This is a genomic window from Streptomyces sp. NPDC002055 (assembly GCF_040296705.1).
GTDB lineage: Bacteria > Actinomycetota > Actinomycetes > Streptomycetales > Streptomycetaceae > Streptomyces.
Map to the genome: position 1 here is coordinate 57,795 of NZ_JBEOXS010000017.1, position 25,684 is coordinate 83,478.

Here is a 25,684-nt window from a genome sequence, read left to right on the forward strand (position 1 = left end):
GGGACCCGCCCGCCCATCTGTTTTCGGCCGGATACCTCCCCGGCAACCCGTTCCGCTTAGTTCCCCCGAATCCCGGCGTCACTCCTGCTACTTCCCCAGCAGCCCTTTCCGTTCCAGGTACTCGGCGGCGACATCCTTCGGCTTCTGCCGCTCCGCGTCGACCTTCCGGTTGAGTTCGATCAGATCGGCGGTCGTCAGCGTCCGGGTGAGCTTTCCGAGCGCGGCCTCGATGCCCTTGCCCCCGGCCTGTTCGGCGTTGACCACAGGCAGCACGTTCTCGGCGTTCTGCAGCCGCTTGTCGTCCTTCAGCAGCATCAGGCCGAAGTCGTCCAGGGTGGCGTCGGTGGTCGTGGTCAGCATCATCTGATGCGTGCCGTCCTTGACCGCCTGCTTCGAGGCCGGGCTGCTGACGCCCTTGGGGTCCACCCCGGTGATGTCGATGCCGTAGGTCTTCTCCAGACCCGGCCGGCAGAACGGCCGCTCGTCGCACTCGTCACCGGCGGCGAGTTTGACCTCCAGCTTTGATTTCCCCAGGTCGGAGAGGGTTTTGAGGTGGTGCTTCCGGGCGAATTCCGCAGCCACCGCGAAGGCGTTCTGATCGGTGGCCGCGCCGTGCGGCAGAACCTTCAGTCCGCGCTCGGCGGCGACCTTCTTCAGCGCCGCGACGGTCCGGTCCGCGTCGCTGGACGCGATCGGCTTCGCCTTCGGGCCGTTCTCCTTGGCGTTGAGGAATTCGGCGAGCGTGGCCGCGTACTCCGGCACCACGTCGATGTCGCCCTTCTCCAGGGCCGGTTCGTACAGTTCGCGGTTCTTCAGCGTGGTGACCGACGCGTGGTAGCCGGCGTCGTCGAGCAGCCGGACGTAGAGCTCGGCCAGGATCGTGGACTCGGTGAAGCCGGCCGAGCCGACGACCACGGACCCCTTGCCGCCCTCGGAGCCGCCCTGGCTCTCCAGGCTCTTGCCGCCGCACCCGGCCAGCCCGGCCGTCAGCGCCGCGGCGGCCAGCACCGCGCCCGCCGCTCGTGCGCCGCGCACCGCTCCCGGGGCGGTGCTCTCGGAGTTCTCGGGGCTCATGCGTCCACCCTCCAACGGGTCGTCGTGTCCACGGCCTTGGCCGGGGCGGCGGCGCGCCGCCGCCGCATCGGGTCGAAGAGCCACTGCCCCAGCGCCAGCAGCGCCTCGACGAGCAGGGCCAGCGCGGCGACCAGGATCGCCCCGGCCACCACCTGGGGGGTGTCGTAGGTGTTGAAGCCGGCGGTGATGATGCGGCCGAGCCCGCCGCCGCCCGGCAGCGCCGCCAGCGTCGCCGTGGCGACCACCTGCACCGCCGCGGAGCGCACCCCGGTCATGATCAGGGCGAAGGCCAGCGGGAGTTCGACCCGGACCAGCAGCTGCACGCCGGACATCCCCATGCCGCGCGCCGCCTCCACCACGTCGCGGTCCGCCTCCCGCATGCCGACGTAGGCGTTGGTCAGCAGCGGCGGTACGGCGAACAGCACCAGCGCGATGATCGTCGGCACATCGCCGTACCGGCCGAGCGGGGTGAGCGTCAGCAGCACCAGCACGGCGAACGTCGGGACGGCACGGCCCGCGTTGGAGAGGTTGACCGCCAGCGCCCCGCCCCGTCCGATGTGGCCGAGCCAGAGCCCGAGCGGCAGCGCCACCGCGCAGGCCAGCCCCAGGCAGACCGCCGTCAGGAAGAGGTGCTCGGACAGCCGGTGCCCCGCGCCGTTCTCCCCCGCCCAGTGCGCGGCCGTCGTCAGCCAGCTCCAGGCCTCCGCCATCGCCCCCATGCGCTCAGCCTGCCTTCGCCGGGCGGGCGGTGGAGGGGCCGGTGCCGGTGGCAGTGGCGGTGCGTATCCGGCCGCGTATGCGCCCGCGGCCGGACGTCCACGGTGTGAGCAGCCGCTGCAGGCCGAGCAGCAGAACGTCCGCCAGCACCGCCAGCGCCACGCACAGGGCGGACGCGGTCAGCACCTGGGCCCGGAAGTTGCTGCCCATGCCCTCGTAGATGAGATTGCCCAGGCCGCCGTACCCGACGATCGCGCCGACCGTGGTCAGCGACACCGCGGAGACGGTGGCGATGCGCACCCCCGCCATCAGCGCGGGCAGCGCGAGCGGCAGCTCCACGCCGAACAGCAGGCGGCCCGGCCCGTAGCCCATCCCCCGGGCGGCCTCCCGCGTCTCGGCCGGTACCGCCGCCAGCCCCGCCAGGATGTTCCGCACCAGAACGGTCAGGGAGTAGAGGACCAGACCCGTCACCACGACCGAGGCCGAGACTCCGAACACCGGCATCAGCAGGGCGAACATCGCCAGCGACGGCACGGTGTACAGCACGGTCGTCAGCGCCAGCACCGGCCCGGCGAAGGCCCGGCGACGGGCGAGCAGCGCCAGCGGGAAGGCGATCAGCAGACCGAGGGCGACCGACGCGAGGGCGATTCCGACGTGCTGGAGCGTGGCGTCGACCAGCTCCTCGCTCCGCGAACGGAGGTATTCGCCGCATATCCAGTCATTGGCCGCCAGACAGCTCCGCGCACCCATGCGCGCCCCCTTTCCCTCGCTCGGCGTGACAGCGCCTGGCGACCCTATCCCCAAGGGCTGACAATCGGTGAGAACACCCACACCGCCGCAATGTGTTCTTCACAAGAACCGGGCCCTGACCGGCCACAATGGGGAGCCATGATCCGCTTCGAGCACGTCACCAAGCGCTACGACGACGGCACCACCGCCGTCGACGACCTGTCCTTCGAGGTCGCCGAGGGGGAGTTGGTCACGCTCGTCGGACCGTCCGGCTGCGGCAAGACCACCACCATGAAGATGGTGAACCGGCTGATCGAGCCCACCGCGGGCCGCATCCTGCTGGACGGCGAGGACATCGCGACCGTCGACCCGGTGCGGCTGCGCCGCCGGATCGGCTACGTCATCCAGCAGGTCGGGCTGTTCCCGCACAAGACGGTGCTGGACAACACCGCCACCGTGCCGCACCTGCTCGGCCGGCCCCGCAAGGAGGGCCGCCAGCGCGCGGCCGAACTGCTCGACCTGGTCGGCCTCGACCCGTCCGTCTACGGCGACCGCTACCCGGACCAGCTCTCCGGCGGCCAGCGCCAACGCGTCGGCGTGGCCCGCGCCCTCGCCGCGGACCCGCCCGTCCTCCTGATGGACGAACCGTTCGGCGCGGTCGACCCGGTGGTGCGCGAGCACCTGCAGAACGAGTTCCTGAAGCTCCAGGCGACCGTCCGCAAGACCGTCCTCTTCGTGACGCACGACATCGAGGAGGCCGTACGGCTGGGCGACCGCATCGCCGTCTACGGCCAGGGCCGGATCGAACAGTTCGCCCCGCCGGCGGCCGTACTGGGTGCCCCCGCCACGCCGTACGTGGCCGACTTCGTCGGCGCCGACCGGGGCCTGAAGCGGCTGTCGGTCACCACCATCGAGCCGGGGGACCTCGAACAGCCGCCGGTCGTCCACCTCGACGACCCGCTGTCCGCGGCCGCCGCCCGGCTGACGGCGGACGGCGCGCGCTGGGCCGTGGTCCTGGACGACTCCGACGGCCTGCACGGCTGGCTCTCCCGGGAGGCGGCGGCCTCGGGAGCGACGGGCACGGTCCGCGAGCACGCCCGCCGGATGGACGCCTGGCTGCCCGTCGGCGCCTCCCTGAAGCAGGCGTTCAGCACCATGCTCCAGCACGACGCGGGCTGGATCGCCGTCCTGGAGGGCGACCGCTTCCTCGGTGTCCTCACCCCGGCCCGCCTCCACGAGGCGCTCCGCCGCTCGATCGACGCGGACGCGAACGCCATCCCCCGGGCCGAGGTGGACCTGGAGACGGTGGGCGGCGCCTGACCCGGCCGCCGCGGAGCACCGGGCGGCCGCTCGGGGCGTCCTGCCCCGGAGCACCGACGGACGACAGCCCCCGCGGGACCCGGCCGGCCCCTTCCCTTCCCTGGCCGGCCACCGCTCCCGGTCGGTCCCCGGGCCTGCTCAGTCCCCGGGCCCCGGCACCCGGAGACGGCGCGTCAGCCAGTCGAGCGCCGGAGGCACCTCACGGCTCCAGGTGCTGAAGTTGTGCCCGCCGGATTCCAGGACGATCGACGACACCCGCAGCGGCCGCTTCGCCCGCGCGATGAACGCCCGGGCGTCGGCGTAGTTGTCCTCCCCGCTCCGGCTGGTGCCCAGCAGCACCGAGACCGGCGGCATCGGCCGGTGCGCCAGCCGCCACAGCAGGTCGTTCTCCCGCTCCAGCTTCCTGCTGCCGCCGAAGAGATCCCCGGTGGTCGCGTCGGAGGGCGCCCGGTACGCGTTGGAGAGCCCCGCCGCGGCCGAGAAGGCACCGGGGCGGCGCAGCGCCATCTTCAGCGCGCAGTACCCCCCGGTGGAGTTGCCGATGACGCCCCAGTTCCGGGCCCGGCCGCCGACCCGGTAGTGCTCCGCCACCGCCCGGCGCAGGTCCTCGGTGAAGAAGGTCTCGGCCTGCGGCCCGCCGGGCACGTCCATGCACTCGGTGTCCCGGGGCGGCGCGACGGTCGGACGGGCCAGGACCAGCACGGTGGGCCGCATCGTGCCCCGTTCGATCAGCCGGGCGGCCGTCTGCGGATACCGCAGCCGGGTGATGAGATTCTCCGCCGTACCGGGAAAACCGGTCAGCACGAGAGCAGCCGGGAATTTCCGGCCTGCGTGCCGGGACCGGAAATACTGCGGAGGAAGATACACATAGGCGGATGCCGTAATTCCCGTGCTCTCGCCCGTGATCGTCACCCGGTCGACCCGGCCGGCTTTCCCCGGATCGCCGCCGTCCGGCAGCCCCACGCTCCGAGTGCCCCGCACCACCAGGCGTCCCGTGCCCGTCCCGTCGTGATCGACGACGACGCCCATCTCCTGTTCGGTGCCCAGCAGATCCGCCCATGAGCTGTAAAAGCCGAAATACAGGTTGGCCGCCACACCCCCCGCCGCCAGGATCGACAGCTGCGTACCGAGCAGAATGCCGATCCGGCCCAGCACGGCAGGTACGCTGCGCCGCGCGAGCCGTGGCCATAACCAGACGGTCACGGTGAACACCGAAACCGCCACGACGACGGCCAGCATCAGAAGCCTCTTGCTGGTGAGGGCCATATGAAGCTTTCTCGAAGGCGACCCGGCATCCGTGTCGCGGCGGCAGTGCCTCCCCTGAGGTGCAATAAGGACCCCTTTCGGACGGAACGCCCGACAGGGGGAACCCGGGCCCGGATGCCGGCGTCCTACAGGGCGCACCTGGTCCGGGAGGCGCGACCAACGGCCGCAAAAGTTCTCGACGGAGCTAACGGGAAGCGATGTCTGTCAGGATAGATGGCGAAAAGTCCGAAGAGGTTCCGGCGCGGTTCGCAACGGTGCGCCGGGTGCTGCGAGGACCCCGCCCCGAGAAGGTGCCCGGCCTCATCGGCACCGCCTGCACGCTCCTGGGCCTCCTCGACATCGCCGCCGGAGTCTTCCCCCGCTTCCGGCACAGCCGGATGCACGCCGCCGCCGAAGTCCTGCCCGGCACCCTGGGCCCGTTCACCGCGGCCATGGCGATCTGCGCGGGCGTCCTGCTCCTCCTCCTCGCCCACGCCCTCAAACGGCGCAAGCGGCGCGCCTGGGTCGCGGCCGTCGTCCTGCTGCCCGTCGGCGCGGTGGCCCAGTACGTCTACCGCCACTCGCTCTGCGGCACGCTCCTCTCGCTCGCGCTGCTGGCCCTGCTGCTGCGCCACCGGCGGGAGTTCGCCGCGCTCCCGGACCCGAGGAGCCGCTGGAAGGCCCTGGCCAACTTCGCCCTGCTCGGCTCCGGCAGCGTCGGCCTCGGCATGCTGATCGTCAGCTCCCACCCCGGCCGGGTCGTCGGCGAGCCCGGCTTCACCGAACGCCTGGAGCACGTCCTGTACGGCCTGTTCGGCTTCGAGGGCCCGGTCGGCTACACCGGCGGGGTCTCCTGGACGGTCGGCTACTCGCTCGGCGCGCTCGGCCTGCTCACCGCCGTCACCACCAGCTACCTCGCCCTGCGGCCGGAGAACCCGGCCGCCCGGCTCACCGACGACGACGAGACCCGCCTGCGGGACCTGCTGGAACGGCACGGCGGCCGGGACTCCCTGGGCCACTTCGCCCTCCGCCGGGACAAGGGCGTGGTCTTCTCCCCCAGCGGCAAGGCGGCCGTCTGCTACCGGGTGGTCTCCGGCGTGATGCTGGCCAGCGGCGACCCGATCGGCGACGTCGAGGCCTGGCCCGGGGCCATCGAACGCTTCATGGAGCACGCCCGGGTGCACTCCTGGACCCCGGCCGTCATGGGGTGCAGCGAGACCGGCGGCGAGGTCTGGACCCGGGAGACCGGCCTGGACGCCCTGGAGCTCGGCGACGAAGCCGTGGTCGAGGTCGCCGACTTCACCCTGTCCGGACGGGCCATGCGCAACGTCCGGCAGATGGTCAAGCGGATCGAGCGCAACGGCTACGAGACCCGCGTGCGGCGGATAGCCGACCTCCGCCCGGAGGAACTGGAGCGCATCCAGCGGGCCGCCGCCGACTGGCGCGGCACCGACACCGAGCGCGGCTTCTCCATGGCGCTCGGCCGGATCGGCGACCCGGCCGACGGCGACTGCGTCATCGCCACCGCCCACAAGACCGGCGAGGACGGCGGGAACGGCCCGTACGGCGACCTGAAGGCCGTCCTCCACTTCGTCCCGTGGGGTGACCACGGAATGTCCCTGGACCTGATGCGCCGCGACCGCTCGGCCGACCCCGGGATGAACGAGCTGCTGATCGTGGCCGCCCTGCAGGCCGCCTCCGGCCTCGGGGTGCAGCGGGTGTCGCTGAACTTCGCCATGTTCCGCTCGGCGCTCGCCCGGGGCGAGCGGCTGGGGGCCGGGCCGGTGCTGCGCGGCTGGCGCGGACTGCTGGTGTTCCTCTCCCGCTGGTTCCAGATCGAGTCGCTGTACAAGTTCAACGCGAAGTTCCGGCCGTCCTGGGAGCCCCGCTTCCTGGTCTTCCGCAACACCCGCGACCTGCCGCGGATCGGCTTCGCCGCGATGCAGGCCGAGGGCTTCGTCACCCTGGCCCTGCCGCGGCCCTTCACCCGCCGCCCCGGCTCCCGCCGGGCGCGCCCCTGCGCCCACCTGTCCACGGCGCCGACCGCGGAGCGCGAGCCGCAGGCGGCATAGGCAAAGTCCGCGGGGCGGAAGGCCCCGCCCCCGACGGGTACCGGAGCAGGCCATGCGCTCTACGCTGGGGGCATGAGTACGTTGCGGGGCCGCGTGGCCGGTCTTCCGGAGTGGGACCGCTGTGCGGTCATGGGCGTGGTGAACGTCACGCCCGACTCGTTCTCCGACGGCGGTCGCTGGTTCGACACCGCCGCCGCGGTCAAGCGCGGCCTCGGCCTGGCGGCCGAAGGCGCCGACCTGGTCGACGTCGGCGGCGAGTCGACCCGTCCGGGGGCCAGCCGGGTCGACGAGGACGAGGAACTGCGCCGGGTGATCCCGGTGGTCCGGGACCTGTCCGCCGAGGGCGTCGTGGTCTCCGTGGACACCATGCGCGCCTCGGTCGCCGAACAGGCCGTCGCCGCCGGAGCGGTGCTGGTCAACGATGTGAGCGGCGGTCTCGCGGACCCCGCGATGGTGCCGGCCGTCGCGGCGGCCGGGGTGCCGTTCGTGGTGATGCACTGGCGCGGGTTCAGCGCCGGCATGAACAGCCGCGCCGTCTACCGGGACGTCGTCGGAGAGGTCCTGGCCGAGCTGCGCGAGCGGCTGGACGCCGTCGTCGCCGGCGGGGTCGCCGCCGAGCGCGTGGTGATCGACCCGGGACTGGGCTTCGCCAAGAACGCCGAGCACGACCTGGCCCTGGTCGCCCGGCTGCGCGAGCTGCGCGGCCTGGGCCGTCCGCTGCTGGTGGCCGCCTCGCGCAAACGGTTCCTCGGACAGGTGCTCTCCGGGGGTGAGGGCAGCCCGCCGCCCGCCCGGGAGCGGGACGCGGCCACCGCCGCCGTCTCGGCGATAGCGGCCCGCGAGGGCGCCTGGGCCGTCCGGGTGCACGAGGTACGGGCCACCGCGGACGCGGTGCGGGTGGCCCGCGCCGTCGAGGGCGCGGAGCGCACCGGGGCGACCGGGTGAGCGCGGCCCGGACGGACCGCGAACAGGTCGAGCTGGCCAACACCGCCCTCTACGAGGCCATGGAGCAGGGAGATTTCGAAGCCCTGTCCGGTCTGTGGCTGGAGGGCGACGTGAGCTGTGTGCACCCCGGCTGGCCGGTGCTGCGCGGCCACAGCGAGGTGCTCCGCTCCTATGCGGTGATCATGGCGAACACCGAGTACATCCAGTTCTTCCTCACCGACGTCGAGGTGGCGGTCGAGGACGACACCGCCCTGGTGACCTGCACCGAGAACATCCTCAGCGGCGGCCCCGCGGAGGAGGACGGCGAGCTCGGCCCGCTGGTCGGGCAGCTGGTGGTCGCCACGAATGTGTTCCGACGCACAGTGGACGGCTGGAAGATCTGGTCGCACCACGGCTCGCCGGTACTGGCCGACACCCAGGGCGACGAGGACGGCGACGGCGAGGAGCCCACGGCCGGACGCTGAACGTCAGCGTCCGGTGACACGCCACTCGTTCGAGCCACGCGGTGGACGGGTAGGGGTGGGCAAGAGGCCCTGGGCAGACGCGCGGGCCCAGCCCCTGCTACCAGCCGGACGGGCCGAAGTCCATAGCCCCCATGGGCGAGCGCACCCCTGGTTCGCAGGTAGATTCGGGGGCGAGTGGCGTGCCGGGGGCCGCCGCCGACCCGTACATCCGTTGACCGGCAGGAGTGATCCGTGTGGACCGTGTCGCACTGCGCGGCCTGAAAGGCCTCGGCCACCACGGGGTGTTCCCCGAGGAGCGCGAGAAGGGCCAGATCTTCGTCGTGGACGTGGTGCTGGGCCTGGACACCCGCCCGGCGGCCGCCGACGACGACCTGACCCGCACCGTGCACTACGGGGTGGTGGCGGAGGACGTCGTGGGCGTCGTGACGGGCGAGCCGGTCGACCTGATCGAGACACTGGCGGAACGGATCGCCCAGACGTGTCTCCAGCACGAGACGGTGCAGGAGGTCGAGGTGTGCGTCCACAAGCCGGACGCCCCGATCGCTGTCCCGTTCGACGACGTGACCATCACGATCACACGGAGCCGAGTATGAGCATGAGCACCAGCGACCCGACCGTGCAGCCCGTGCCCGCCTCGGTCGTCCAGCAGGTGGACGCCGCCGACACGACGCTCAGCAACCCGAAACGCGCGGTGATCTCGCTCGGGAGCAATCTGGGCAACCGGCTGGAGACCCTGCAGGGTGCGGTCGACGCGCTGGAGGACACCCCGGGCATCCGGGTCAAGGCCGTCTCCCCCGTCTACGAGACCGAGCCGTGGGGCGTCGAGCCGCAGTCCCAGCCCTCGTACTTCAACGCCGTGGTGCTGATCAAGACCACTCTGCCGCCGTCCTCCCTGCTGGAGCGCGGACACGCCATCGAGGAGGCCTTCGAGCGGGTCCGCGACGAGCGCTGGGGCCCGCGGACCATCGACGTCGACATCGTGGCGTACCAGGACGTCGTCTCCGACGATCCGGTGCTCACCCTGCCGCACCCGCGGGTGCACGAGCGCGCCTTCGTCCTCGTCCCCTGGCACGACGTGGACCCGGAGGCCGAGGTGCCCGGCCGCGGCGCGGTCACGGAGCTGCTGGACGGCGTCGGCCGTACCGGCGTGGACGCCCGCGCCGACCTGGAACTCCGCCTCCCCGAGTAGTCGTTGCAGTCGTTAGGCTCCTCGGGTACGGGCAGGGACGCCATCACGAGGGAAGGCCAGGCCAAGTGAAGCAGCTGCGGGTCCGGGTGCTGTTCGGACTGTTCGCCGTGGCCGGAGTGCTGTCGTGGGCCGGATCGCGGCTCTGGGACACCTTCGGCACGCTGCCGAGAGTGCCCGTCGCGGCCCCGATCGTGCTGGGGGTGATCGCCGCGGTGCTCGCGGCGACCGCCCTGGCGCTGCGGGCCCGGCTCAAGGCCCAGCGGGAGCGGCGGCCCGACGCCAAGGGCGTGGACCCGATGGTGGCCGCCCGCGCCGTGGTCTTCGGCCAGGCGAGCGCGCTGGTGGCGTCGCTGGTGGCCGGGGTCTACGCCGGGGCGTTCGTCTTTCTGCTGATCGACGGCCTGGACGCCGGTCCGCGCCGCGACCAGGCGATCTACGCGGGGCTCTCCGTCGTCACCGGGGTCGCCGTGGTCGTGGCGGCGCTCTTCCTGGAGCGGGTGTGCCGGCTGCCGGAGGACGAGGACAACGGCCCCCCGAAGGCCCCTGCCGCCTGACCCGCCCGGCTGACCCCGGCACCGGACCGGTGCACGCCGGCACGGGCACCGGCCCGCAGAAGGCCGTCTAGGCCATGATCAGGCTCATCGCCTCGGAGCGGGTGGCCGGGTCGCGGAGCTGGCCGCGGACCGCGGAGGTGGTGGTCTTCGCGCCGGGCTTGCGGATGCCGCGCATCGACATGCACATGTGCTCGCACTCGATCACCACGATCACGCCGCGCGGCTCCAGGATCTGCATCAGGGAGTCGGCGATCTGCGTGGTCAGCCGCTCCTGCACCTGCGGCCGGCGGGCGTAGACGTCCACCAGCCGGGCCAGCTTGGACAGCCCGGTGATCTTCCCGTCGGTGGACGGGATGTAGCCGACGTGCGCGACCCCGTGGAACGGCACCAGATGGTGCTCGCAGGTGCTGTACACCTCGATGTCCTTCACCAGGACCAGCTCGTCGTGGCCTATGTCGAACGTGGTCGTCAGCACGTCCTCGGCCACCTGCCAGAGGCCGCCGAAGATCTCCCGGTAGGCGCGCGCCACCCGGGCCGGGGTCTCCAGCAGGCCCTCGCGGTCCGGGTTCTCGCCGACCGCGATGAGCAGCTCCCGGACGGCGTTCTCGGCGCGCTTCTCGTCGAACTCGCCGATGGGGCCCTGGCCGTCCAGCGTCACCGGGTCGGTCATGTGTGCCTCGATCCTTCACGTATCCGCAGCGCGCAGCAGAAAGCCGCGCTCCCTCAGGTTAGAACCTGAGGGAGCGCGGCATGCATTCCGGGCCCGGAGGCCGCCCGTCAGCTCTCGGAGCCGGGCTCCTCCGGGAGGTCCACCTTGTCCGTGGAGACCTTGGACGGGGTGGCACCGGGCTGGGCGCCGTTGGCCATGGTCAGCTCCTTGGGGGAGAGGACCGGCGGCCGGGTGGACGGGGTGCGGCGGGAGGAGCCGGTCCACGCCGGACGGGCCGGGCGCTTCACGATCGTGGAGAAGACCTCCGCGAGCTCCTCCTTGCCGAGCGTCTCCTTCTCCAGCAGCCGCAGAACGAGGTTGTCCAGGACGTCGCGGTTCTCGACCAGGATCTCCCAGGCCTCGTTGTGCGCCGTCTCGATGAGCTTCTTGACCTCCTCGTCCACCAGCGCGGCGACCTCCTCGGAGTAGTCGCGCTGGTGCGACATCTCGCGGCCCAGGAAGGGCTCGGAGTTGTCGGAGCCGAACTTGATCGCACCGAGCCGCTCGGTCATGCCGTACTGCGTGACCATCGCGCGGGCCGTGGTGGTGGCCTTCTCGATGTCGTTCGCGGCGCCCGTGGTCGGGTCGTGGAAGACGAGCTCCTCCGCCGCGCGGCCGCCCAGCATGTACGCGAGCTGGTCGAGCATCTCGTTGCGCGTGGTGGAGTACTTGTCCTCGTCCGGCAGGACCATCGTGTAGCCGAGCGCACGGCCGCGGGACAAGATCGTGATCTTGTGCACCGGGTCGCTGTTCGGAGAAGCCGCCGCGACCAGGGCGTGACCGCCCTCGTGGTACGCGGTGATCTTCTTCTCCTTGTCGCTCATGATCCGGGTCCGCTTCTGCGGTCCGGCCACGACACGGTCGATCGCCTCGTCGAGGAAGTGGTTGTCGACCAGCTTCTTGTCGCTGCGCGCGGTGAGCAGCGCGGCCTCGTTGAGGACGTTCGACAGGTCCGCACCGGTGAAGCCGGGGGTGCGGCGGGCGACGGCGCCGAGGTCGACGTCCGGCGCGACCGGCTTGCCCTTCTGGTGAACCTTGAGGATCTCCAGCCGGCCCTGCATGTCCGGGCGGTCGACGGCGATCTGCCGGTCGAAGCGGCCCGGGCGCAGCAGCGCCGGGTCGAGGATGTCGGGCCGGTTCGTGGCGGCGATCAGGATGACGCCGCCCTTCACGTCGAAGCCGTCCATCTCGACGAGGAGCTGGTTCAGCGTCTGCTCACGCTCGTCGTGCCCGCCGCCGAGGCCCGCGCCGCGGTGCCGGCCGACGGCGTCGATCTCGTCGACGAAGACGATCGCCGGGGCGTTGGCCTTGGCCTGCTCGAACAGGTCGCGGACCCGGGAGGCACCGACACCGACGAACATCTCGACGAAGTCGGAACCGGAGATCGAGTAGAACGGCACGCCCGCCTCGCCCGCGACGGCGCGCGCGAGAAGCGTCTTGCCGGTACCGGGCGGGCCGTACAGCAGGACACCCTTGGGGATCTTCGCCCCGACGGCCTGGAACTTGGCCGGCTCCTGCAGGAACTCCTTGATCTCGTGGAGCTCCTCGACGGCCTCGTCGGCGCCCGCCACATCGGTGAAGGTCGTCTTCGGGGTGTCCTTGGTGATGAGCTTGGCCTTGGACTTCCCGAAGTTCATGACCCGGGAGCCGCCGCCCTGCATCTGGTTCATCAGGAACAGGAAGACGACGACGATGAGGACGAACGGCAGCAGCGAGAGCAGAACGCCGACGAACGGGTTCTGCTTCGACGGGGACACGGTGTAGCCGTCGGGCAGCGTGTTCTTGTCGCTGTCGTTGGTCTGAGCCTGCAGCGTCTGAGCGAGCTGGGAACCCTGGTCACCGATGTAGCTGGCCTGCAGCTTGGTGCTGCCCTCGACCTTGGTGCCGTCCTTGAGCTCGACCTTGATCTTGTTCTCGTCGCCGGTCGTCAGCTCGGCGGACTGGACCTTGTTGTCGGCGATCGCCTTGACGACCTGGCCGGTGTCCACCGTCTTGTAGCCGCCGGACGAGCCGACGACCTGCATCAACACGACCACGGCGAGGACGGCCAGCACGATCCACATGACCGGCCCACGGAAGTAGCGCTTCACGTCCATCCATACGGGGCGCGGGCGCCCCGTCCCTCCTGCCACAGTGAGGCACGTCAGCCTCAGCCGGGCTGCGCGTGCGTACGGTGTATTACTCGACCTTTAAAGACTGACCTTCGGACCGTACCCCAGCATTGTCCCCCGACGCTGCCCAGGACGGTTAACAAAACGGCCTTCCCCTGCTCCAACGGCGGGAAACCACGACGGGTTCCCCACGGCGCCCCGCCGCCGGAGCCGCCGGTCAGCCGCCGTAGACGTGCGGTGCGAGGGTCCCCACGAAGGGGAGGTTGCGGTACTTCTCCGCGTAGTCGAGGCCGTAGCCCACGACGAATTCGTTGGGGATGTCGAAGCCGACGTACTTGACGTCGATGGCGACCTTGGCCGCGTCCGGCTTGCGGAGCAGCGTGCAGACGTTGAGCGACGCCGGGCCGCGGGAGCTGAGGTTCGACAGCAACCAGGACAGCGTCAGCCCGGAGTCGATGATGTCCTCGACGATCAGGACGTCCCGGCCGGCGAGGTCGGTGTCCAGGTCCTTGAGGATCCGGACCACGCCGGAGGACTTGGTGCCGGCCCCGTAGGAGGACACCGCCATCCAGTCCATCGTGACCGGGGTCGACAGAGCCCGGGCCAGGTCCGCCATCACCATCACCGCGCCCTTGAGGACACCGACGATGAGCAGGTCCTTGCCCGCGTACTCCGCGTCGATCTTCGCGGCCAGCTCGGCGAGCTTCGCGTCGATCTCTTCCTTGGTGATGAGCACCGACTGGAGGTCGGTGCCCATGTCCTTGTCGTCCACCCTGGTCACTCTCGGTTCGTCTCGGTCCGTCAGGGTGCGGGGGCCTGCGGCCCGTACGCCCCGGTGTGCGGCCGAAGGTCGGCTCAGTGGTCGGCGGCGGCCTCGTCGCGTCGCCGAATCACCAGACTGCCACACCGCCGTCGGACCTCGACCCGGCCGGGGAGGTTGATGGCCCCCTGGCCGCGCCAGCCGGTGATCAGCCGGTCCACTTCCTCGATGTGCCGGGCGAAGAGAGAACCGGGCGGCGCGCCCGCGGAGATGGCCGCGCGCCGCAGCACCCGGCGGCGGACGGCGGGCGGCAGCGCGTAGAGCTTGGCGGTGTCCAGGGCGGCGAAGCCGTCCCCGCCCTCCGCGCGCACCGTCTGCTCCACCTCCGCGGCCCAGCCGTCGAGGGCGTCGGCGTCGTCCCGGGAGAGCTGCGCCGTCCGGGCCAGCGCCTCGATCACCCCTTTGCCCAGGGACTTCTCCAGCGCGGGCAGCCCCTCGTGGCGGAGCCGCGAGCGGGTGTAGGCGGGGTCGGTGTTGTGCGGGTCGTCCCAGACCGGCAGCGACTGCACGAGGCAGGCCTTGCGGGCGGTCTGCCGGTCGAGCTGGAGGAAGGGGCGGCGGTAGCGGCCGCCGGTGCCGGAGACGGCCGCCATGCCGGACAGCGACCGGGTGCCGGAGCCCCGGGCCAGGCCCAGGAGGACGGTTTCGGCCTGGTCGTCACGGGTGTGGCCGAGCAGGATCGCGACGGCCCCGTGCCGCACGGCGGCGGCGTCGAGGGCGGCGTAGCGGGCGTCCCGGGCCGCGGCCTCGGGGCCGCCGCCCCGCCCGACGTGCACCGCGACCGACTCGACGGGGTCGAGACGGAGCGCCCGCATCCGGGTGGCGACTTCGGCCGCTCGCAGACCGGAGCCGGGCTGCAGACCGTGGTCGACGGTGACGCCACCGGCCCGGATGCCCAGCTTGGGGGCCTCGAAGGCGAGGGCGGAGGCGAGCGCCATGGAGTCCGCGCCACCGCTGCAGGCGGCGAGGACGAGCGGACCGGGCCGCTGCTCGCCCGGCGGGTGGTCGGTGAGGACGTCGTGGAGTACGCGGCGGACCGCCAGGCGTATCGCTGCGACCGCTGGATGGGGACCCATGTCCGGTTCACTTCCTCGGGGCCGGGGCCGTACGGGGGGTCGTACGGGGTTCAGTCACGGCTTTTCATCACGCTGAGTATGTAGATGGTGACAGAGACGAGCCGATACCCGAGCATCGCACGCCCACCCATCGCTCACGGTCCCTCGGACGGGTGATTACCGGGCGGGGCTCACCCGGCGGGCCGCCCCGCTCTCACGACTCGGCCTTCCGGTGCACCCGCGCGACCCAGTCCGCCGGTTTGGCGATCTCCGACTTGGTCGGGAGGGTGTTCGGCGAGGTCCAGACCCGGTTGAAGCCGTCCATCCCGACCTGGCTCACCACGGCCCGGACGAAGCGCTCCCCGTCACGGTACTGCCGGAGCTTGGCGTCGAGACCGAGCAGCTTGCGCAGCGCCAGGTCGAGCCGGCCGGCCCCGCTCGCCCGCCGCTTCTGGAACTTCTCCCGGATCTCCGCCACCGACGGCACGACCTGCGGCCCCACCCCGTCCATCACGAAGTCCGCGTGCCCCTCCAGCAGGGACATCACGGCGGTGAGACGGGAGAGGATCTCGCGCTGGGCGGGCGTCTGGACCAGTTCGACCAGGCTGTGGGCACCGTCGTCGTCCGCGCCCTCCGGCCGGTTGCCGGTGAGCGACTGCACCGCCTCCCGGAGCCGCTCCAGCAGCGTGTTCGGGTCGATCTCGGTCTCGCCGAGGAACGACTGGATCTCACCCTCTATGTGGTCGCGCAGCCAGGGGACGGCGGTGAACTGGGTGCGGTGGGTCTCCTCGTGGAGGCAGACCCAGAGCCGGAAGTCGTGCGGCGCCACGTCGAGCTCCCGCTCCACATGGACGATGTTGGGCGCGACCAGCAGCAGCCGGCCGGCGCCGTTCTCCGCGCCCGGCAGGTCCCGGCCGACCGGGGCGAACGTCTCGTACTGGCCGAGGACGCGGGAGGCGAGGAACGACAGCAGCATCCCCAGCTCGACGCCGGTCACCTTGCCGCCGACCGCGCCGAGGACCGAACCGCCGGCCGAACCGCCGCGCCGCTCCTGCATCTTCTCCAGCAGCGGCTTGAGGACCTCGCGGAACCCGGCGACGTTGGCCTTCACCCAGCCGGCCCGGTCCACCACGAGGACCGGGGTGTCGTGCGGCGCCGTGTCCGGCTGCGCCAGCCCGGTGAACGCCCGCACGTGTTCCTCGGAGGACTTGGCGTGCCGCCGCAGTTCGGCGACGACGGCCCGCGCCTCGTCCCGGCTCACCTCGGGTCCCGGCCGCACGAGCCGGGTCGCCGTCGCCACCGCGAGGTTCCAGTCGACCATCTCCGCACCACCGATGCTCGTCATGACTTCACGGTACGTGCTGCACAGCGGTTGCGGTGAGGGTTGTGGACGCCCCGGCCCGCCCACGGGGGACAGGGGGCGGGCGGCCCGGTCAGCGGCAGCCGCAGTTGGCGACCGCCGAGGCCAGGCGGTCCAGGGCCGCCTGGGCGCCATGGGGGTCGGCCGCGTCCGTCGTCATGAACGCGAACGCCAGCAGTCGGCCGTCGGCGTCCACCACCGTCCCCGCGAGGGTGTTCACGCCCGTCAGGGTCCCCGTCTTGGCCCGGACCACCCCCGTGCCCGCGGGCGCGTCGGCGTAGCGGCCGCGCAGCGTCCCGGTGAACCCGGCCACCGGGAGCCCGGTGAGGACCGGCCGCAGCTCGGGGCGGGCCGGGTCCGCGGCCCGGACCAGCAGCTGGGCGAGGAGGTCCGCGGTGACCTCGTTCTTGCGGCTCAGCCCGCTGCCGTCGGTGAACTTCGCGTCCTTCGTGGGCAGGCCGAGCTTCTCCAGCCGCCGCGTGACGGCGCGGCCGCCGCCCTCGAAGCTCACCGGCTCCTCGCCCGCGATCGCGGTCTGCCGGGCCAGGGCCTCGGCGATGTCGTTGTCGCTGGTGGTGAGCATCCGCTCGACCAGCGTCGAGAGGGGGAAGGACCGCACGACGGCCAGCCGCTCGGCCTTGTGGCCCGCGGTGACGGAGTGCGGATCGTCCTTGGTGTCGATGCCCCGGTCCCGGAGCAGCCGGGCGAAGGTCCGGGCCGCGTCGTCCGCCGGGTCGGCGCTGCGCGGGGCCGGGCCACTGGCGCTGTCGTCGAGCCGGCCCTCGTCGGCCATCAGCGGGGTGACGGCCGCGATGTTCTCGTTGCCGGGGCCGATCGGGTGCACGTCCGGGCCGGTGTAGCGGGAGGTGTCGTAGCCGACGGCGACCTCGGTGCGGCCGCGGTCCTTCAGCGCGCGGGCGGTGTCCCGGGCCAGGGTGCGCAGGGCCGCGGGCTTGTCCACGCCCAGGGGCTTGCGGGCCGTGAGGGTCGGGTCGCCGCCGCCGACCAGCACGATCTCGTCGTCCGCGGCCCCGGTGACGACGGTCGTCTCGATGCGGTGGTCGGGTCCGAGCGCGTCCAGCGCCGCCACCGCGGTCGCGATCTTGATGGTGGAGGCCGGGAGGGCCGCGGTGCCGGCGTCGGAGCCGTAGAGCTGCTTGCCGGTCGTGGCGTCCACCACGGACGCGCTGCGCAGCGGACCGAGCGCGGGGTCCTTGAGCAACGGGCCGAGGGAGTCCGTGAGGCCGTCACGGGTGGGCGGGGGCACCGGGTCCGGGGACCGGGTGGGGCCGGCGACGGCACCCAGCGGGGCGAGGACGCCCGCGGCCCGCGGGACCGTGCCCGCGGCGCGGCCGGACCGCCCGCCGGACCGCTCGCCGTGATGCTCGCCACGCGTCGGGCTCCGGGCCTCCGCGCGCTGCCGCTCGGCCGTACGCTGACCGGAGTCCCAGGGACCGGCCGCGGTCACGGCAGCGGCCGCCACGGCCACTCCCACCAGCGCGGATACGGCCGGAAGATGCCAGGCCGGATGCGCCCGCCATCGTTCGACCACCCATCTGAACTGCCACGATCCGGCCTCGGGCACCTCGGACCAGCCCCTTTCGCCATCACACACCTGCGTGAGGGACACTTAATCACCCGAAGTATGTGCTGATCATGGAGGAGCCACCCGTGGAGTTCGACGTCACCATCGAGATCCCGAAGGGTTCGCGGAACAAGTACGAGGTGGACCACGAGACCGGTCGCATCCGCCTGGACCGTCGACTCTTCACATCGACCAGCTACCCGGCCGACTACGGCTTCGTGGAGAACACTCTCGGCGAGGACGGCGACCCGCTGGACGCGCTGGTCATTCTCGACGAGCCGACTTTCCCGGGCTGCCTCATCAAGTGCCGTGCCATCGGCATGTTCCGGATGACCGACGAGGCCGGCGGCGACGACAAGCTGCTGTGCGTTCCGGCGTCCGACCCCCGGGTGGAGCACCTCCGCGACATCCACCACGTGTCGGAGTTCGACCGCCTGGAGATCCAGCACTTCTTCGAGGTGTACAAGGACCTGGAGCCCGGCAAGTCCGTCGAGGGCGCCAACTGGGTCGGCCGCGGCGAGGCCGAGGCCGAGGTCGAGGCCTCCATCAAGCGGCTCGAGGCCCAGGGCGGCCAGCACTGAGTCACTGAGCCGGAAGGCTCATCCAGGGGTCCTTGCGGGCGCGGTGCAAGGACCCCTTACCGTACGGCGGCGGGCGGTGCACCCCGAGGGGCGCACCGCCCGCCGCTGCACCGGGACATGGCGGGCAGCACGGCCGGGCATGCGGCATCGTGGCCGGTGAGGCACCGGAAAGAGAGGCGAGGAGGAGCGGAACGACGTGGTCGGGGACCCGAAGCGGAGCGGTGGCACACCTGAGGCGGATGCCCAGGAGGACCGCAAGCCGCACTCGGACGAGGCGCACAGCGCCTTCACACCGCCGGAGGGCGTGCCGCTGCCGCCGCCTCCGGAGGAGGAGCATCCGACTTCCGAGTTCGCGGTGCCCAGCGGGCTGGCGCAGGAGCACCACGCGGAGCCCGAGGGCTCGGCGTTCGCCCCGCCCAGGTCGCAGACGGGCACGCACGCCCGCCCGCCGTCCGCGTACCCGGCGTTCACCCCGCCGCACGGCATCCCGATGGTCCGGCTGACCAAGGAGACGCCCTGGCAGGACCGGATGCGCACGATGCTGCGCATGCCGATCGCCGACCGGCCGGTGCCGGAGCGGGCGGAGAAGGTCGAGGACGAGACCGGCCCGGCCGTTCCGCGCGTCCTCGACCTGACGCTCCGTATCGGCGAGCTGCTGCTCGCGGGCGGTGAGGGCGCGGAGGACGTCGAGGCCGCGATGTTCGGCGTCGCGCACGCCTACGGCCTCGACCGCTGCGAGCCGACCGTCACCTTCACCCTGTTGTCCGTCACCTACCAGCCGTCGCTGGTCGACGACCCGGTGACGGCCAGCCGCACCGTACGGCGGCGGGGCACCGACTACACCCGACTGGCCGCGGTCTTCCGGCTGGTCGACGACATCTGCGCGGACGACGTCGAGATAAGCCTGGAGGAGGCGTACCGGCGGCTGGCCGAGATACGGCGTAACCGGCACCCCTACCCGGGGTGGGCGCTGACCCTGGCCGGCGGGGCGCTGGCCGGTGCGGCGAGCACCCTGGTCGGCGGCACCTGGCTGGTCTTCCTCGCGGCGGCCGCCGGCGCCATGCTCGGCGACCGGCTGGCGTGGCTGGCCTCGGGGCGCGGGCTGCCGGAGTTCTACCAGTTCGTCGCGGCGGCGATGCCGCCCGCCGCGATGGGGATCGCGCTGAGCCTCGCCCACGCCGAAGTACAGGCCTCGGCCGTCATCACCGGTGGGCTCTTCGCGCTGATCCCGGGACGGGCGCTGGTCGCCGGTGTCCAGGACGGGCTGACGGGCTATTACATCACCGCCTCCGCCCGTCTGCTGGAGGTCGCCTACCTGGTGGTCGGCATCGTCTGCGGCGTGCTGACCGTGCTCTACGGCGGTGTCCGGCTGGGGGCGAGGCTCAATCCCGAAGAGGCCCTGGACGTGCCCAACCGGCCCGTGACCCAGATCCTCGCGGCGATGCTGCTGGCCCTCGCCTTCGCGATCCTGCTCCAGCAGGAACGTCACACCGTCCTGATGGCCACGCTCAACGGCGGCGTCGCCTGGCTCATCTACGGGGCGCTGGCCGTCGAGGTCGGGGTGAACCAGGTCGCCTCGACGACGGTGGCGGCGGGGCTGGTCGGCCTCTTCGGCCAGTTGCTGTCGCGGTACCGGTACGCCTCGGCGCTGCCGTACGTGACGGCGGCGATCGGACCGCTGCTCCCCGGTAGCGCCATCTACTTCGGGCTGCTGAACCTCGCCCAGGGCGGCCTCGACGCGGGCCTGGCCTCGCTGACCAAGGCGGCGGCGCTGGCCCTGGCCATCGCGATCGGGGTGAACCTGGGTGGTGAGATCGCCCGGCTCGCCATCAAGATCCCGGGTGCGGCGGACGCCTCGGCGCGCCGGGCCGCGAAGCGGACGCGCGGGTTCTGACGTACGGGGTCCGGCGTGCGGGGTCGACGTACGGGGCCCGGCGCTCGGGGTCCGGCGCGCGGGGTCTGACGTACGGGTTCCGGCGCACGGGGTCCGGGGTGCAGGTTCCGAGGTGCAGGTTCCGGCGTACTACGGGGTCCGGCGCGCGGGTGCGCCGGTCCCGTGGCGCCGCCGGAGCGGCGCCACCGGGTGGGTCAGCGCTTGGCGTGACGGCCGCGCGGGGCCGGGGACTGGCCGGTGTCCGGCTCCTGCGGGGCGGCCGCCGCGGCCTTCTTGGACTGGCCGCGGGCCCGGAGGTACTCGATCACGATCGGGACCACCGAGAGCAGCACGATCCCGACCAGGATCATCTCGATGTGCTGGTGCACGAAGTCGATCTGGCCGAGCGCCGCACCCAGCAGGGTGACGCCGGCGCCCCAGAGGGCGCCGCCGATGATGTTGAAGATGATGAACGAGCGGTAGTTCATCCGGCTCACACCGGCGATGATCGGCGTGAAGGTACGGATGATCGGGACGAAGCGGGCCAGGATCAGCGACTTCGGACCGTGCTTCTCGAAGAACTCATGGGCCTTCTCGACGTTCTCCTGCTTGAAGAGCTTCGAGTCGGGCCGCCGGAAGAGCGCGGGGCCGACCTTCCGCCCGAAGAGATAGCCGACCTGGTCGCCGAGGACCGCGGCGGCGACGATGAGCACGCACACCAGCCAGAGCGGCTTGTCCAGCTTGTCGGTGACCACCAGCAGACCGGTGGTGAAGAGCAGCGAGTCCCCCGGCAGGAAGAAGCCGATGAGCAGGCCGGACTCGGCGAAGACGATCGTCAGCACACCGAGCAGGCCGAACGTCTGGATCAGGAAGTCCGGGTCCAGCCAGCTGGGGCCGAGCGCGAGGGTGGTCACGGTTGACAGGCTCCTGGGTCGAGGGCGCAGGCTCAAGCGGGGCCCGGGCACAGGGATGAGGCGGTGGCCGCCGATGCGGCGGTGTGGCAGCCCCAAGCTATCAACGCGAGCGGCGGCGCTCCGGTTCCAGGACCGGCCACCGCACCCGGCAGCCCCTCGCCCCGGGCCGGACCGGCGCCCCGAGGCGGCCCGGCCGGTACCGCCGGACAGCGCAACGGACCGCCCTCCGGGTGCGCCCTCCGCCTCCGCGTCCGATCCTTTCCGCAGGAGGTGGCTGTGATGGGCATCGAGGAGTTCGGGGGCGGTCAGGGCGCCCAGTCCGACGTTCTGGTGGTGACGACCAACGACGTGCCGGGGTACCACGTATCGCAGGTCATCGGCGAGGTCTTCGGCCTGACGGTGCGCTCGCGCCACCTGGGCAGCCAGATCGGAGCCGGTCTGAAGTCGATGATCGGCGGCGAGCTGCGGGGGCTCACCAAGACCCTGGTCGAGACCCGGAACCAGGCCATGGAACGGCTCGTCGAACAGGCCCGGGCCCGTGGCGGGAACGCGGTGCTGATGATGCGGTTCGATGTGACGGAAGCCGCAGACGTGGGCACCGAGGTCTGCGCCTACGGCACCGCGGTGGTGCTGGCCCCGCAGTCCTGACGCCGCAGATGTTCCTGCGGGTCCACCCCCGGGTCGTCGAGCAGGGCCGCGACCTCGTCGAGCGGGAAGCCGAGCTCCCGTAGAACAGGATCTGCTGCAGTCGGCCGAGGTCGGCGTCGTCGTACCGCCGGTGCCCGGCGTGGCTGCGGGCGCTCGGGGAGAGCAGCCCGATCTCGTCGTCGTGGTGCAGGGTGCGCACCGTGACCCCGGCGAAGCCGGCGACCTGTCCCACGGAATAGCTCATGCCGCCCGCTCCCTTCGCTGTGCGCTCCACAGCCTGCTGCCTCACGTCGGGTGAGGTGCAAGCCCGAGTTTCGTTCCGATCTGTGACGATATGCACGGCTATGGTGTGCCCGTGGTACCGGAAGCCGCCGCCCAGCGCAGTCCCGTCGGCCCACGAGCCCTGCTGCCGCTGACCCTTCCGGCACTCGTGGTCGGGGTGGCCGCCGCCCTGCTGCTGCTGGGCATCAGCGAACTCGCCGAGGCCCTGGAGGACGTGCTCTGGACGACCCTGCCCCGGGCGCTGGGCGTCGGGCGCTGGTCGACGGGGTGGATGGTCGCGGTCCTCACCGCCACGGGGCTGGCCGTGGGCCTGGTGGTCTGGAAGGTGCCGGGGCACGCGGGGCGCGACCCGGCCACCACCGGACTCGTCGACCCCCCGATCCCGCCGCGGGTGGTCCCCGGGCTGCTGCTCGCCGCCGTTCTGGCGCTGGCGGGCGGCGTCAGCCTCGGGCCGGAGAACCCGATCACCGCGGCCAATATCGCGCTGGCGTACTGGCTCGGGACCAAGGCCTTTCCGCACTCGCCCGCCGACCTGTGGGTGGCGCTGGCCGCCGCCGGCACGGTCGGCGCGCTCTTCGGCACGCCGGTCGCGGCGGCGCTGATCGTCACCGAGAGCCTCGTCGGCCGCCCGGCCCCCGGACCGCCGGGGCAGGCACCGGGAGACGGTCCCGGAGTCTCGCTCTGGGACCAGCTGTTCGCGCCGCTGGTCGCCGGCGGGGCGGGCGCCATCACGACCGCGCTGGTGGCCGACCCGACCTTCCGGATGAATCTCCCGGACTACACGGCGACCAGGTACAGCGAGCTGCTGGGCGCCATGGTGATCGCCTCCGCGGGTGCGGTCCTCGCCATGGCGGCCGTGTATGCGTTCCCCTGGGTGCACCGTGCCTTCCGGCGGCTGCGGCACCCGGTGGCGATCACGGCGTCCTGCGGGGTGGTGCTGGGGCTGCTCGGTGCCCTGGGCGGGCAGCTCACGCTGTTCAAGGGACTGGAGCAGGTCAAGGAGCTGACGGCCGATCCGGACGGCTGGTCGGCGGGGAGCTTCGCCCTGATGGCGGTGGTCAAGGTCGTCGCGCTCACCGTCGCCGCCGCCGGCGGCTTCCGCGGCGGACGGATCTTCCCCTCGGTGTTCGCCGGGGTCTCGCTGGGGCTGTGCGCCCACGCCGTCGTCCCGCAGGTGCACGTCGCCCTCGCGGTGGTCTGCGGCGTCCTCGGGATCCTCATGGCGATCACCCGGCAGGGCTGGCTGAGCCTCTTCACGGCTGCCGTCCTGGCGTCGGACGTCGCCGTTCTGCCGGTGCTCTGCCTGGCCTCGCTGCCCGTATGGCTGATCGTCTCCGGCCGCCCGCTGATGCAGCTGCACGACGACGGGACCTCGGTGCGCTGATGGGACCCCGGCGCGTCGGCGGGCCCGGTGCGCCGGCGGGCTCCGGTGCGCGGCCTTGGTGCGCGGCCTTGGTGCGGGGCCTTGGTGCGGGGCCCTTGGTGCGGGACCCCGGTGCGGGGACCTCGGTGCGCCGGCGGGCCCTGGTGCGGGGCCCCGGTGCGCTCATGGCACCCCGGTGCGCCCGCGGGACCGGTGCGCCCGCGGCCCCGGTGCGCCGGCGGGACCGGCCGTGCGGCATCCGGACGGACCGGGCGGGCCGCGCGGCCCGGTCGGCCATGAGGTCGCGACGGCCGGCCATAAGGTCGCGACAGATGGAGGCAACGCCATGCGCACCTCTGCCGACGCGGCGGTCGTCCGATCCCCCGCCGGCAGCGCCCCGCCCGGCCGCTGGAGCCCGGTCGCCCCTCGGACCGGCGTCCGGCCGGCGGCGGGGCACCGTGCGGTCCGCCGGGGACGGCGGCCCGGGCGGGGTGCGTCCGGATGCGGCCCGCCCCGGCCCGTGCGGCCGGGACCGGCGCCGAGAGCTGAAGCCGAGAGCTGAAAGGGCACCCTCGCCATGTCGCTGCACAACGGTCCGGACTCCGCGGAGAGCGAGCGGGGCGCACTGTCGGTCAACCCCTTCTTCGGGCCCGCCGATCCGGCCGGCGGGATGGCCGCCGCGCCACCGCGCCACCGGCTGCCGGACGGTCCGATGTCCGCCGACATCGCCTACCAGCTCGTCCACGACGAGCTGATGCTCGACGGCAACGCACGGCTCAATCTGGCCACCTTCGTGACCACGTGGATGGACCACCAGGCCGGGCTGCTGATGTCCAAGTGCCGCGACAAGAACATGATCGACAAGGACGAGTACCCGCGCACCGCCGAGCTGGAACGGCGCTGTGTCGCCATGCTCGCCGACCTCTGGCACGCCCCCGACCCGAGCACCACCATCGGCTGCTCCACCACCGGGTCGAGCGAGGCATGCATGCTCGCCGGGATGGCCCTCAAACGCCGCTGGGCACGGCGCAACGCCGACCGCTATCCGGGCAGTGCCCGGCCCAACCTGGTGATGGGCATCAACGTCCAGGTGTGCTGGGACAAGTTCTGCAACTTCTGGGAGGTCGAGCCGCGGCAGGTCCCCATGGAGGGCGACCGCTTCCACCTCGATCCGCAGGCAGCGGCGGACCTCTGCGACGAGAACACCATCGGGGTCGTGGCCGTCCTCGGCTCGACCTTCGACGGGTCCTACGAGCCGGTGGCCCAGTTGTGCGCGGCGCTCGACGCACTCCAGGAACGCACCGGTCTGGACGTGCCCGTCCATGTGGACGGGGCCTCGGGCGGGATGATCGCTCCCTTCCTCGACCCGGAGCTGGTCTGGGACTTCCGGCAGCCCCGGGTCTGCTCGATCAACACCTCGGGGCACAAGTACGGGCTGGTCTACCCGGGGGTCGGCTGGGCCCTCTGGCGGACGGCCGACGCCCTGCCGGAGGAGCTGATCTTCCGGGTGAACTACCTGGGCGGCGACATGCCCACCTTCGCGCTCAACTTCTCCCGGCCGGGGGCGCAGGTCGCCGCGCAGTACTACACCTTCATGCGGCTGGGCCGGGAGGGCTTCCGGGTGGTGCAGCAGACGGCGCGGGACGTCGCCCGGTCACTGTCCGAACGGATCGAGGCCATCGGCGACTTCCAGCTGCTGACCCGCGGCGACGAACTGCCGGTCTTCGCCTTCACCACGGCCGCGGACAACCGGAACTTCGACGTCTTCGACGTGTCCCGGCGGATGCGGGAGGCCGGCTGGCTGGTGCCCGCCTACACCTTCCCGCCCCACCGGGAGGACCTGTCCGTGCTCCGGGTCGTGTGCCGCAACGGCTTCACCGCGGACCTCGCCGACCTCTTCCTGGAGGACCTGCTCCAGATCCTCCCCGACCTGCGGAAACAGTCGGGGCCGAGCAAGCGGCCCCAGTCCGTCGCCACGGCGTTCCATCATTAGCGGCTTCCGGGGGTGCCGGGTGCCGGGCTCCCCCGGATCCGCACCCCCGGCATCCCCTCACCCCGCCGCCCTTTCACATGA

23 protein-coding genes and 1 pseudogene are annotated in these 25,684 nt (G+C 72.3%); 12 read left to right on the plus strand and 12 right to left on the minus strand.

Annotation, left to right across the window (positions count from 1 at the left end; genetic code table 11):
* Window positions 1-87 precede the first annotated feature (87 nt).
* From ABT112_RS13155 to ABT112_RS13165, 3 genes are read right to left on the minus strand one after another with little or no spacing between them, the layout of a single operon-like run.
* A complete protein-coding gene (locus ABT112_RS13155) occupies window positions 88-1,074 on the minus strand; it encodes an ABC transporter substrate-binding protein (RefSeq protein ID WP_351508784.1) in 987 nt (328 codons plus the stop codon).
* Window positions 1,071-1,793, minus strand: coding sequence for an ABC transporter permease (locus ABT112_RS13160; RefSeq protein ID WP_351508786.1), 723 nt, complete (start codon window positions 1,791-1,793; stop codon window positions 1,071-1,073). Before ABT112_RS13160 ends, ABT112_RS13155 begins: the two co-directional genes overlap by 4 nt.
* A 4-nt stretch (window positions 1,794-1,797) precedes the next feature.
* Window positions 1,798-2,541: an ABC transporter permease gene (locus ABT112_RS13165; protein WP_351508788.1), complete on the minus strand. Its 744-nt coding sequence runs from the start codon at window positions 2,539-2,541 to the stop codon at window positions 1,798-1,800.
* A 138-nt stretch (window positions 2,542-2,679) separates the two neighbouring features.
* On the opposite strand from ABT112_RS13165, the gene ABT112_RS13170 reads away from it, so the two are divergent.
* Window positions 2,680-3,840, plus strand: coding sequence for an ABC transporter ATP-binding protein (locus tag ABT112_RS13170; protein WP_351508790.1), 1,161 nt, complete (start codon window positions 2,680-2,682; stop codon window positions 3,838-3,840).
* Between the two features lie 138 nt (window positions 3,841-3,978).
* Here the strand turns inward: ABT112_RS13170 and ABT112_RS13175 are convergent, their stop codons facing one another.
* Window positions 3,979-5,106: an alpha/beta hydrolase gene (locus tag ABT112_RS13175; protein ID WP_351508792.1), complete on the minus strand. Its 1,128-nt coding sequence runs from the start codon at window positions 5,104-5,106 to the stop codon at window positions 3,979-3,981.
* A gap of 197 nt (window positions 5,107-5,303) precedes the next feature.
* Here ABT112_RS13175 and ABT112_RS13180 point away from each other — a divergent pair, with 197 nt between their 5' ends.
* The 6 genes from ABT112_RS13180 (at window position 5,304) to ABT112_RS13205 (ending at window position 10,309) form a co-directional block, all read left to right on the plus strand.
* Window positions 5,304-7,157, plus strand: a complete 1,854-nt coding sequence (locus tag ABT112_RS13180) for a phosphatidylglycerol lysyltransferase domain-containing protein (protein WP_351508795.1) — start codon at window positions 5,304-5,306, stop codon at window positions 7,155-7,157.
* Window positions 7,158-7,229: 72 nt separating this feature from the next.
* Complete coding sequence (folP, locus tag ABT112_RS13185; protein ID WP_351508797.1) at window positions 7,230-8,102, plus strand: dihydropteroate synthase; 873 nt, start codon at window positions 7,230-7,232, stop codon at window positions 8,100-8,102.
* Window positions 8,099-8,566 (plus strand): nuclear transport factor 2 family protein, encoded by a 468-nt coding sequence (locus ABT112_RS13190; protein WP_351508798.1) that lies wholly within the window; start codon window positions 8,099-8,101, stop codon window positions 8,564-8,566. Before folP ends, ABT112_RS13190 begins: the two co-directional genes overlap by 4 nt.
* 233 nt (window positions 8,567-8,799) lie before the next feature.
* Window positions 8,800-9,159: a dihydroneopterin aldolase gene (gene folB, locus ABT112_RS13195; RefSeq protein ID WP_351508800.1), complete on the plus strand. Its 360-nt coding sequence runs from the start codon at window positions 8,800-8,802 to the stop codon at window positions 9,157-9,159.
* A gap of 2 nt (window positions 9,160-9,161) precedes the next feature.
* The gene (gene folK, locus ABT112_RS13200) at window positions 9,162-9,755 is read left to right on the plus strand and encodes a 2-amino-4-hydroxy-6-hydroxymethyldihydropteridine diphosphokinase (RefSeq protein ID WP_351508918.1); all 594 of its coding nucleotides are present in this window, start codon (window positions 9,162-9,164) and stop codon (window positions 9,753-9,755) included.
* Window positions 9,756-9,820: 65 nt separating this feature from the next.
* Window positions 9,821-10,309, plus strand: coding sequence for a DUF3180 domain-containing protein (locus tag ABT112_RS13205; protein ID WP_351508802.1), 489 nt, complete (start codon window positions 9,821-9,823; stop codon window positions 10,307-10,309).
* Between the two features lie 67 nt (window positions 10,310-10,376).
* Here the strand turns inward: ABT112_RS13205 and folE are convergent, their stop codons facing one another.
* The 6 genes from folE to dacB form a co-directional block, all read right to left on the minus strand.
* Complete coding sequence (folE, locus tag ABT112_RS13210; RefSeq protein ID WP_351508804.1) at window positions 10,377-10,979, minus strand: GTP cyclohydrolase I FolE; 603 nt, start codon at window positions 10,977-10,979, stop codon at window positions 10,377-10,379.
* Between the two features lie 107 nt (window positions 10,980-11,086).
* The gene (ftsH, locus tag ABT112_RS13215; protein ID WP_351508806.1) at window positions 11,087-13,114 is read right to left on the minus strand and encodes an ATP-dependent zinc metalloprotease FtsH; all 2,028 of its coding nucleotides are present in this window, start codon (window positions 13,112-13,114) and stop codon (window positions 11,087-11,089) included.
* A gap of 232 nt (window positions 13,115-13,346) precedes the next feature.
* A complete protein-coding gene (hpt, locus tag ABT112_RS13220) occupies window positions 13,347-13,886 on the minus strand; it encodes a hypoxanthine phosphoribosyltransferase (RefSeq protein ID WP_351508920.1) in 540 nt (179 codons plus the stop codon).
* A 98-nt stretch (window positions 13,887-13,984) separates the two neighbouring features.
* A complete protein-coding gene (gene tilS, locus ABT112_RS13225; RefSeq protein ID WP_351508808.1) occupies window positions 13,985-15,025 on the minus strand; it encodes a tRNA lysidine(34) synthetase TilS in 1,041 nt (346 codons plus the stop codon).
* 193 nt (window positions 15,026-15,218) lie between these two features.
* On the minus strand, window positions 15,219-16,349 hold the full coding sequence (locus ABT112_RS13230) for an Rv3626c family coenzyme F420 biosynthesis-associated protein (protein ID WP_351508810.1): 1,131 nt from the start codon (window positions 16,347-16,349) through the stop codon (window positions 15,219-15,221).
* Window positions 16,350-16,437: 88 nt separating this feature from the next.
* Window positions 16,438-17,994: a D-alanyl-D-alanine carboxypeptidase/D-alanyl-D-alanine endopeptidase gene (gene dacB, locus ABT112_RS13235; protein ID WP_502975327.1), complete on the minus strand. Its 1,557-nt coding sequence runs from the start codon at window positions 17,992-17,994 to the stop codon at window positions 16,438-16,440.
* A gap of 41 nt (window positions 17,995-18,035) precedes the next feature.
* On the opposite strand from dacB, the gene ABT112_RS13240 reads away from it, so the two are divergent.
* Both ABT112_RS13240 and ABT112_RS13245 read left to right on the plus strand, forming a co-directional pair.
* The gene (locus ABT112_RS13240; RefSeq protein WP_351508924.1) at window positions 18,036-18,530 is read left to right on the plus strand and encodes an inorganic diphosphatase; all 495 of its coding nucleotides are present in this window, start codon (window positions 18,036-18,038) and stop codon (window positions 18,528-18,530) included.
* 196 nt (window positions 18,531-18,726) lie between these two features.
* Window positions 18,727-20,424, plus strand: a complete 1,698-nt coding sequence (locus ABT112_RS13245; RefSeq protein ID WP_351508811.1) for a threonine/serine exporter family protein — start codon at window positions 18,727-18,729, stop codon at window positions 20,422-20,424.
* Window positions 20,425-20,618: 194 nt separating this feature from the next.
* On the opposite strand, the gene ABT112_RS13250 is transcribed toward ABT112_RS13245, so the two are convergent.
* A complete protein-coding gene (locus tag ABT112_RS13250) occupies window positions 20,619-21,317 on the minus strand; it encodes a DedA family protein (RefSeq protein WP_351508812.1) in 699 nt (232 codons plus the stop codon).
* 279 nt (window positions 21,318-21,596) lie between these two features.
* Here ABT112_RS13250 and ABT112_RS13255 point away from each other — a divergent pair, with 279 nt between their 5' ends.
* On the plus strand, window positions 21,597-21,965 hold the full coding sequence (locus tag ABT112_RS13255; RefSeq protein ID WP_351508814.1) for a YbjQ family protein: 369 nt from the start codon (window positions 21,597-21,599) through the stop codon (window positions 21,963-21,965).
* On the opposite strand, the pseudogene ABT112_RS13260 reads toward ABT112_RS13255, so the two are convergent.
* Window positions 21,962-22,209, minus strand: a pseudogene (locus tag ABT112_RS13260) (MerR family transcriptional regulator); the annotation flags it as partial. The gene ABT112_RS13255 and the pseudogene ABT112_RS13260 sit on opposite strands and share 4 nt — an antisense overlap.
* Window positions 22,210-22,320: 111 nt before the next feature.
* Between ABT112_RS13260 and ABT112_RS13265 the strand changes: the two are divergent.
* Together ABT112_RS13265 and gad are read left to right on the plus strand one after the other, a co-directional pair.
* The gene (locus ABT112_RS13265; RefSeq protein WP_502975328.1) at window positions 22,321-23,631 is read left to right on the plus strand and encodes an ion channel protein; all 1,311 of its coding nucleotides are present in this window, start codon (window positions 22,321-22,323) and stop codon (window positions 23,629-23,631) included.
* Window positions 23,632-24,187: 556 nt separating this feature from the next.
* The gene (gene gad / locus ABT112_RS13270; protein ID WP_351508817.1) at window positions 24,188-25,603 is read left to right on the plus strand and encodes a glutamate decarboxylase; all 1,416 of its coding nucleotides are present in this window, start codon (window positions 24,188-24,190) and stop codon (window positions 25,601-25,603) included.
* Window positions 25,604-25,684 lie beyond the last annotated feature (81 nt).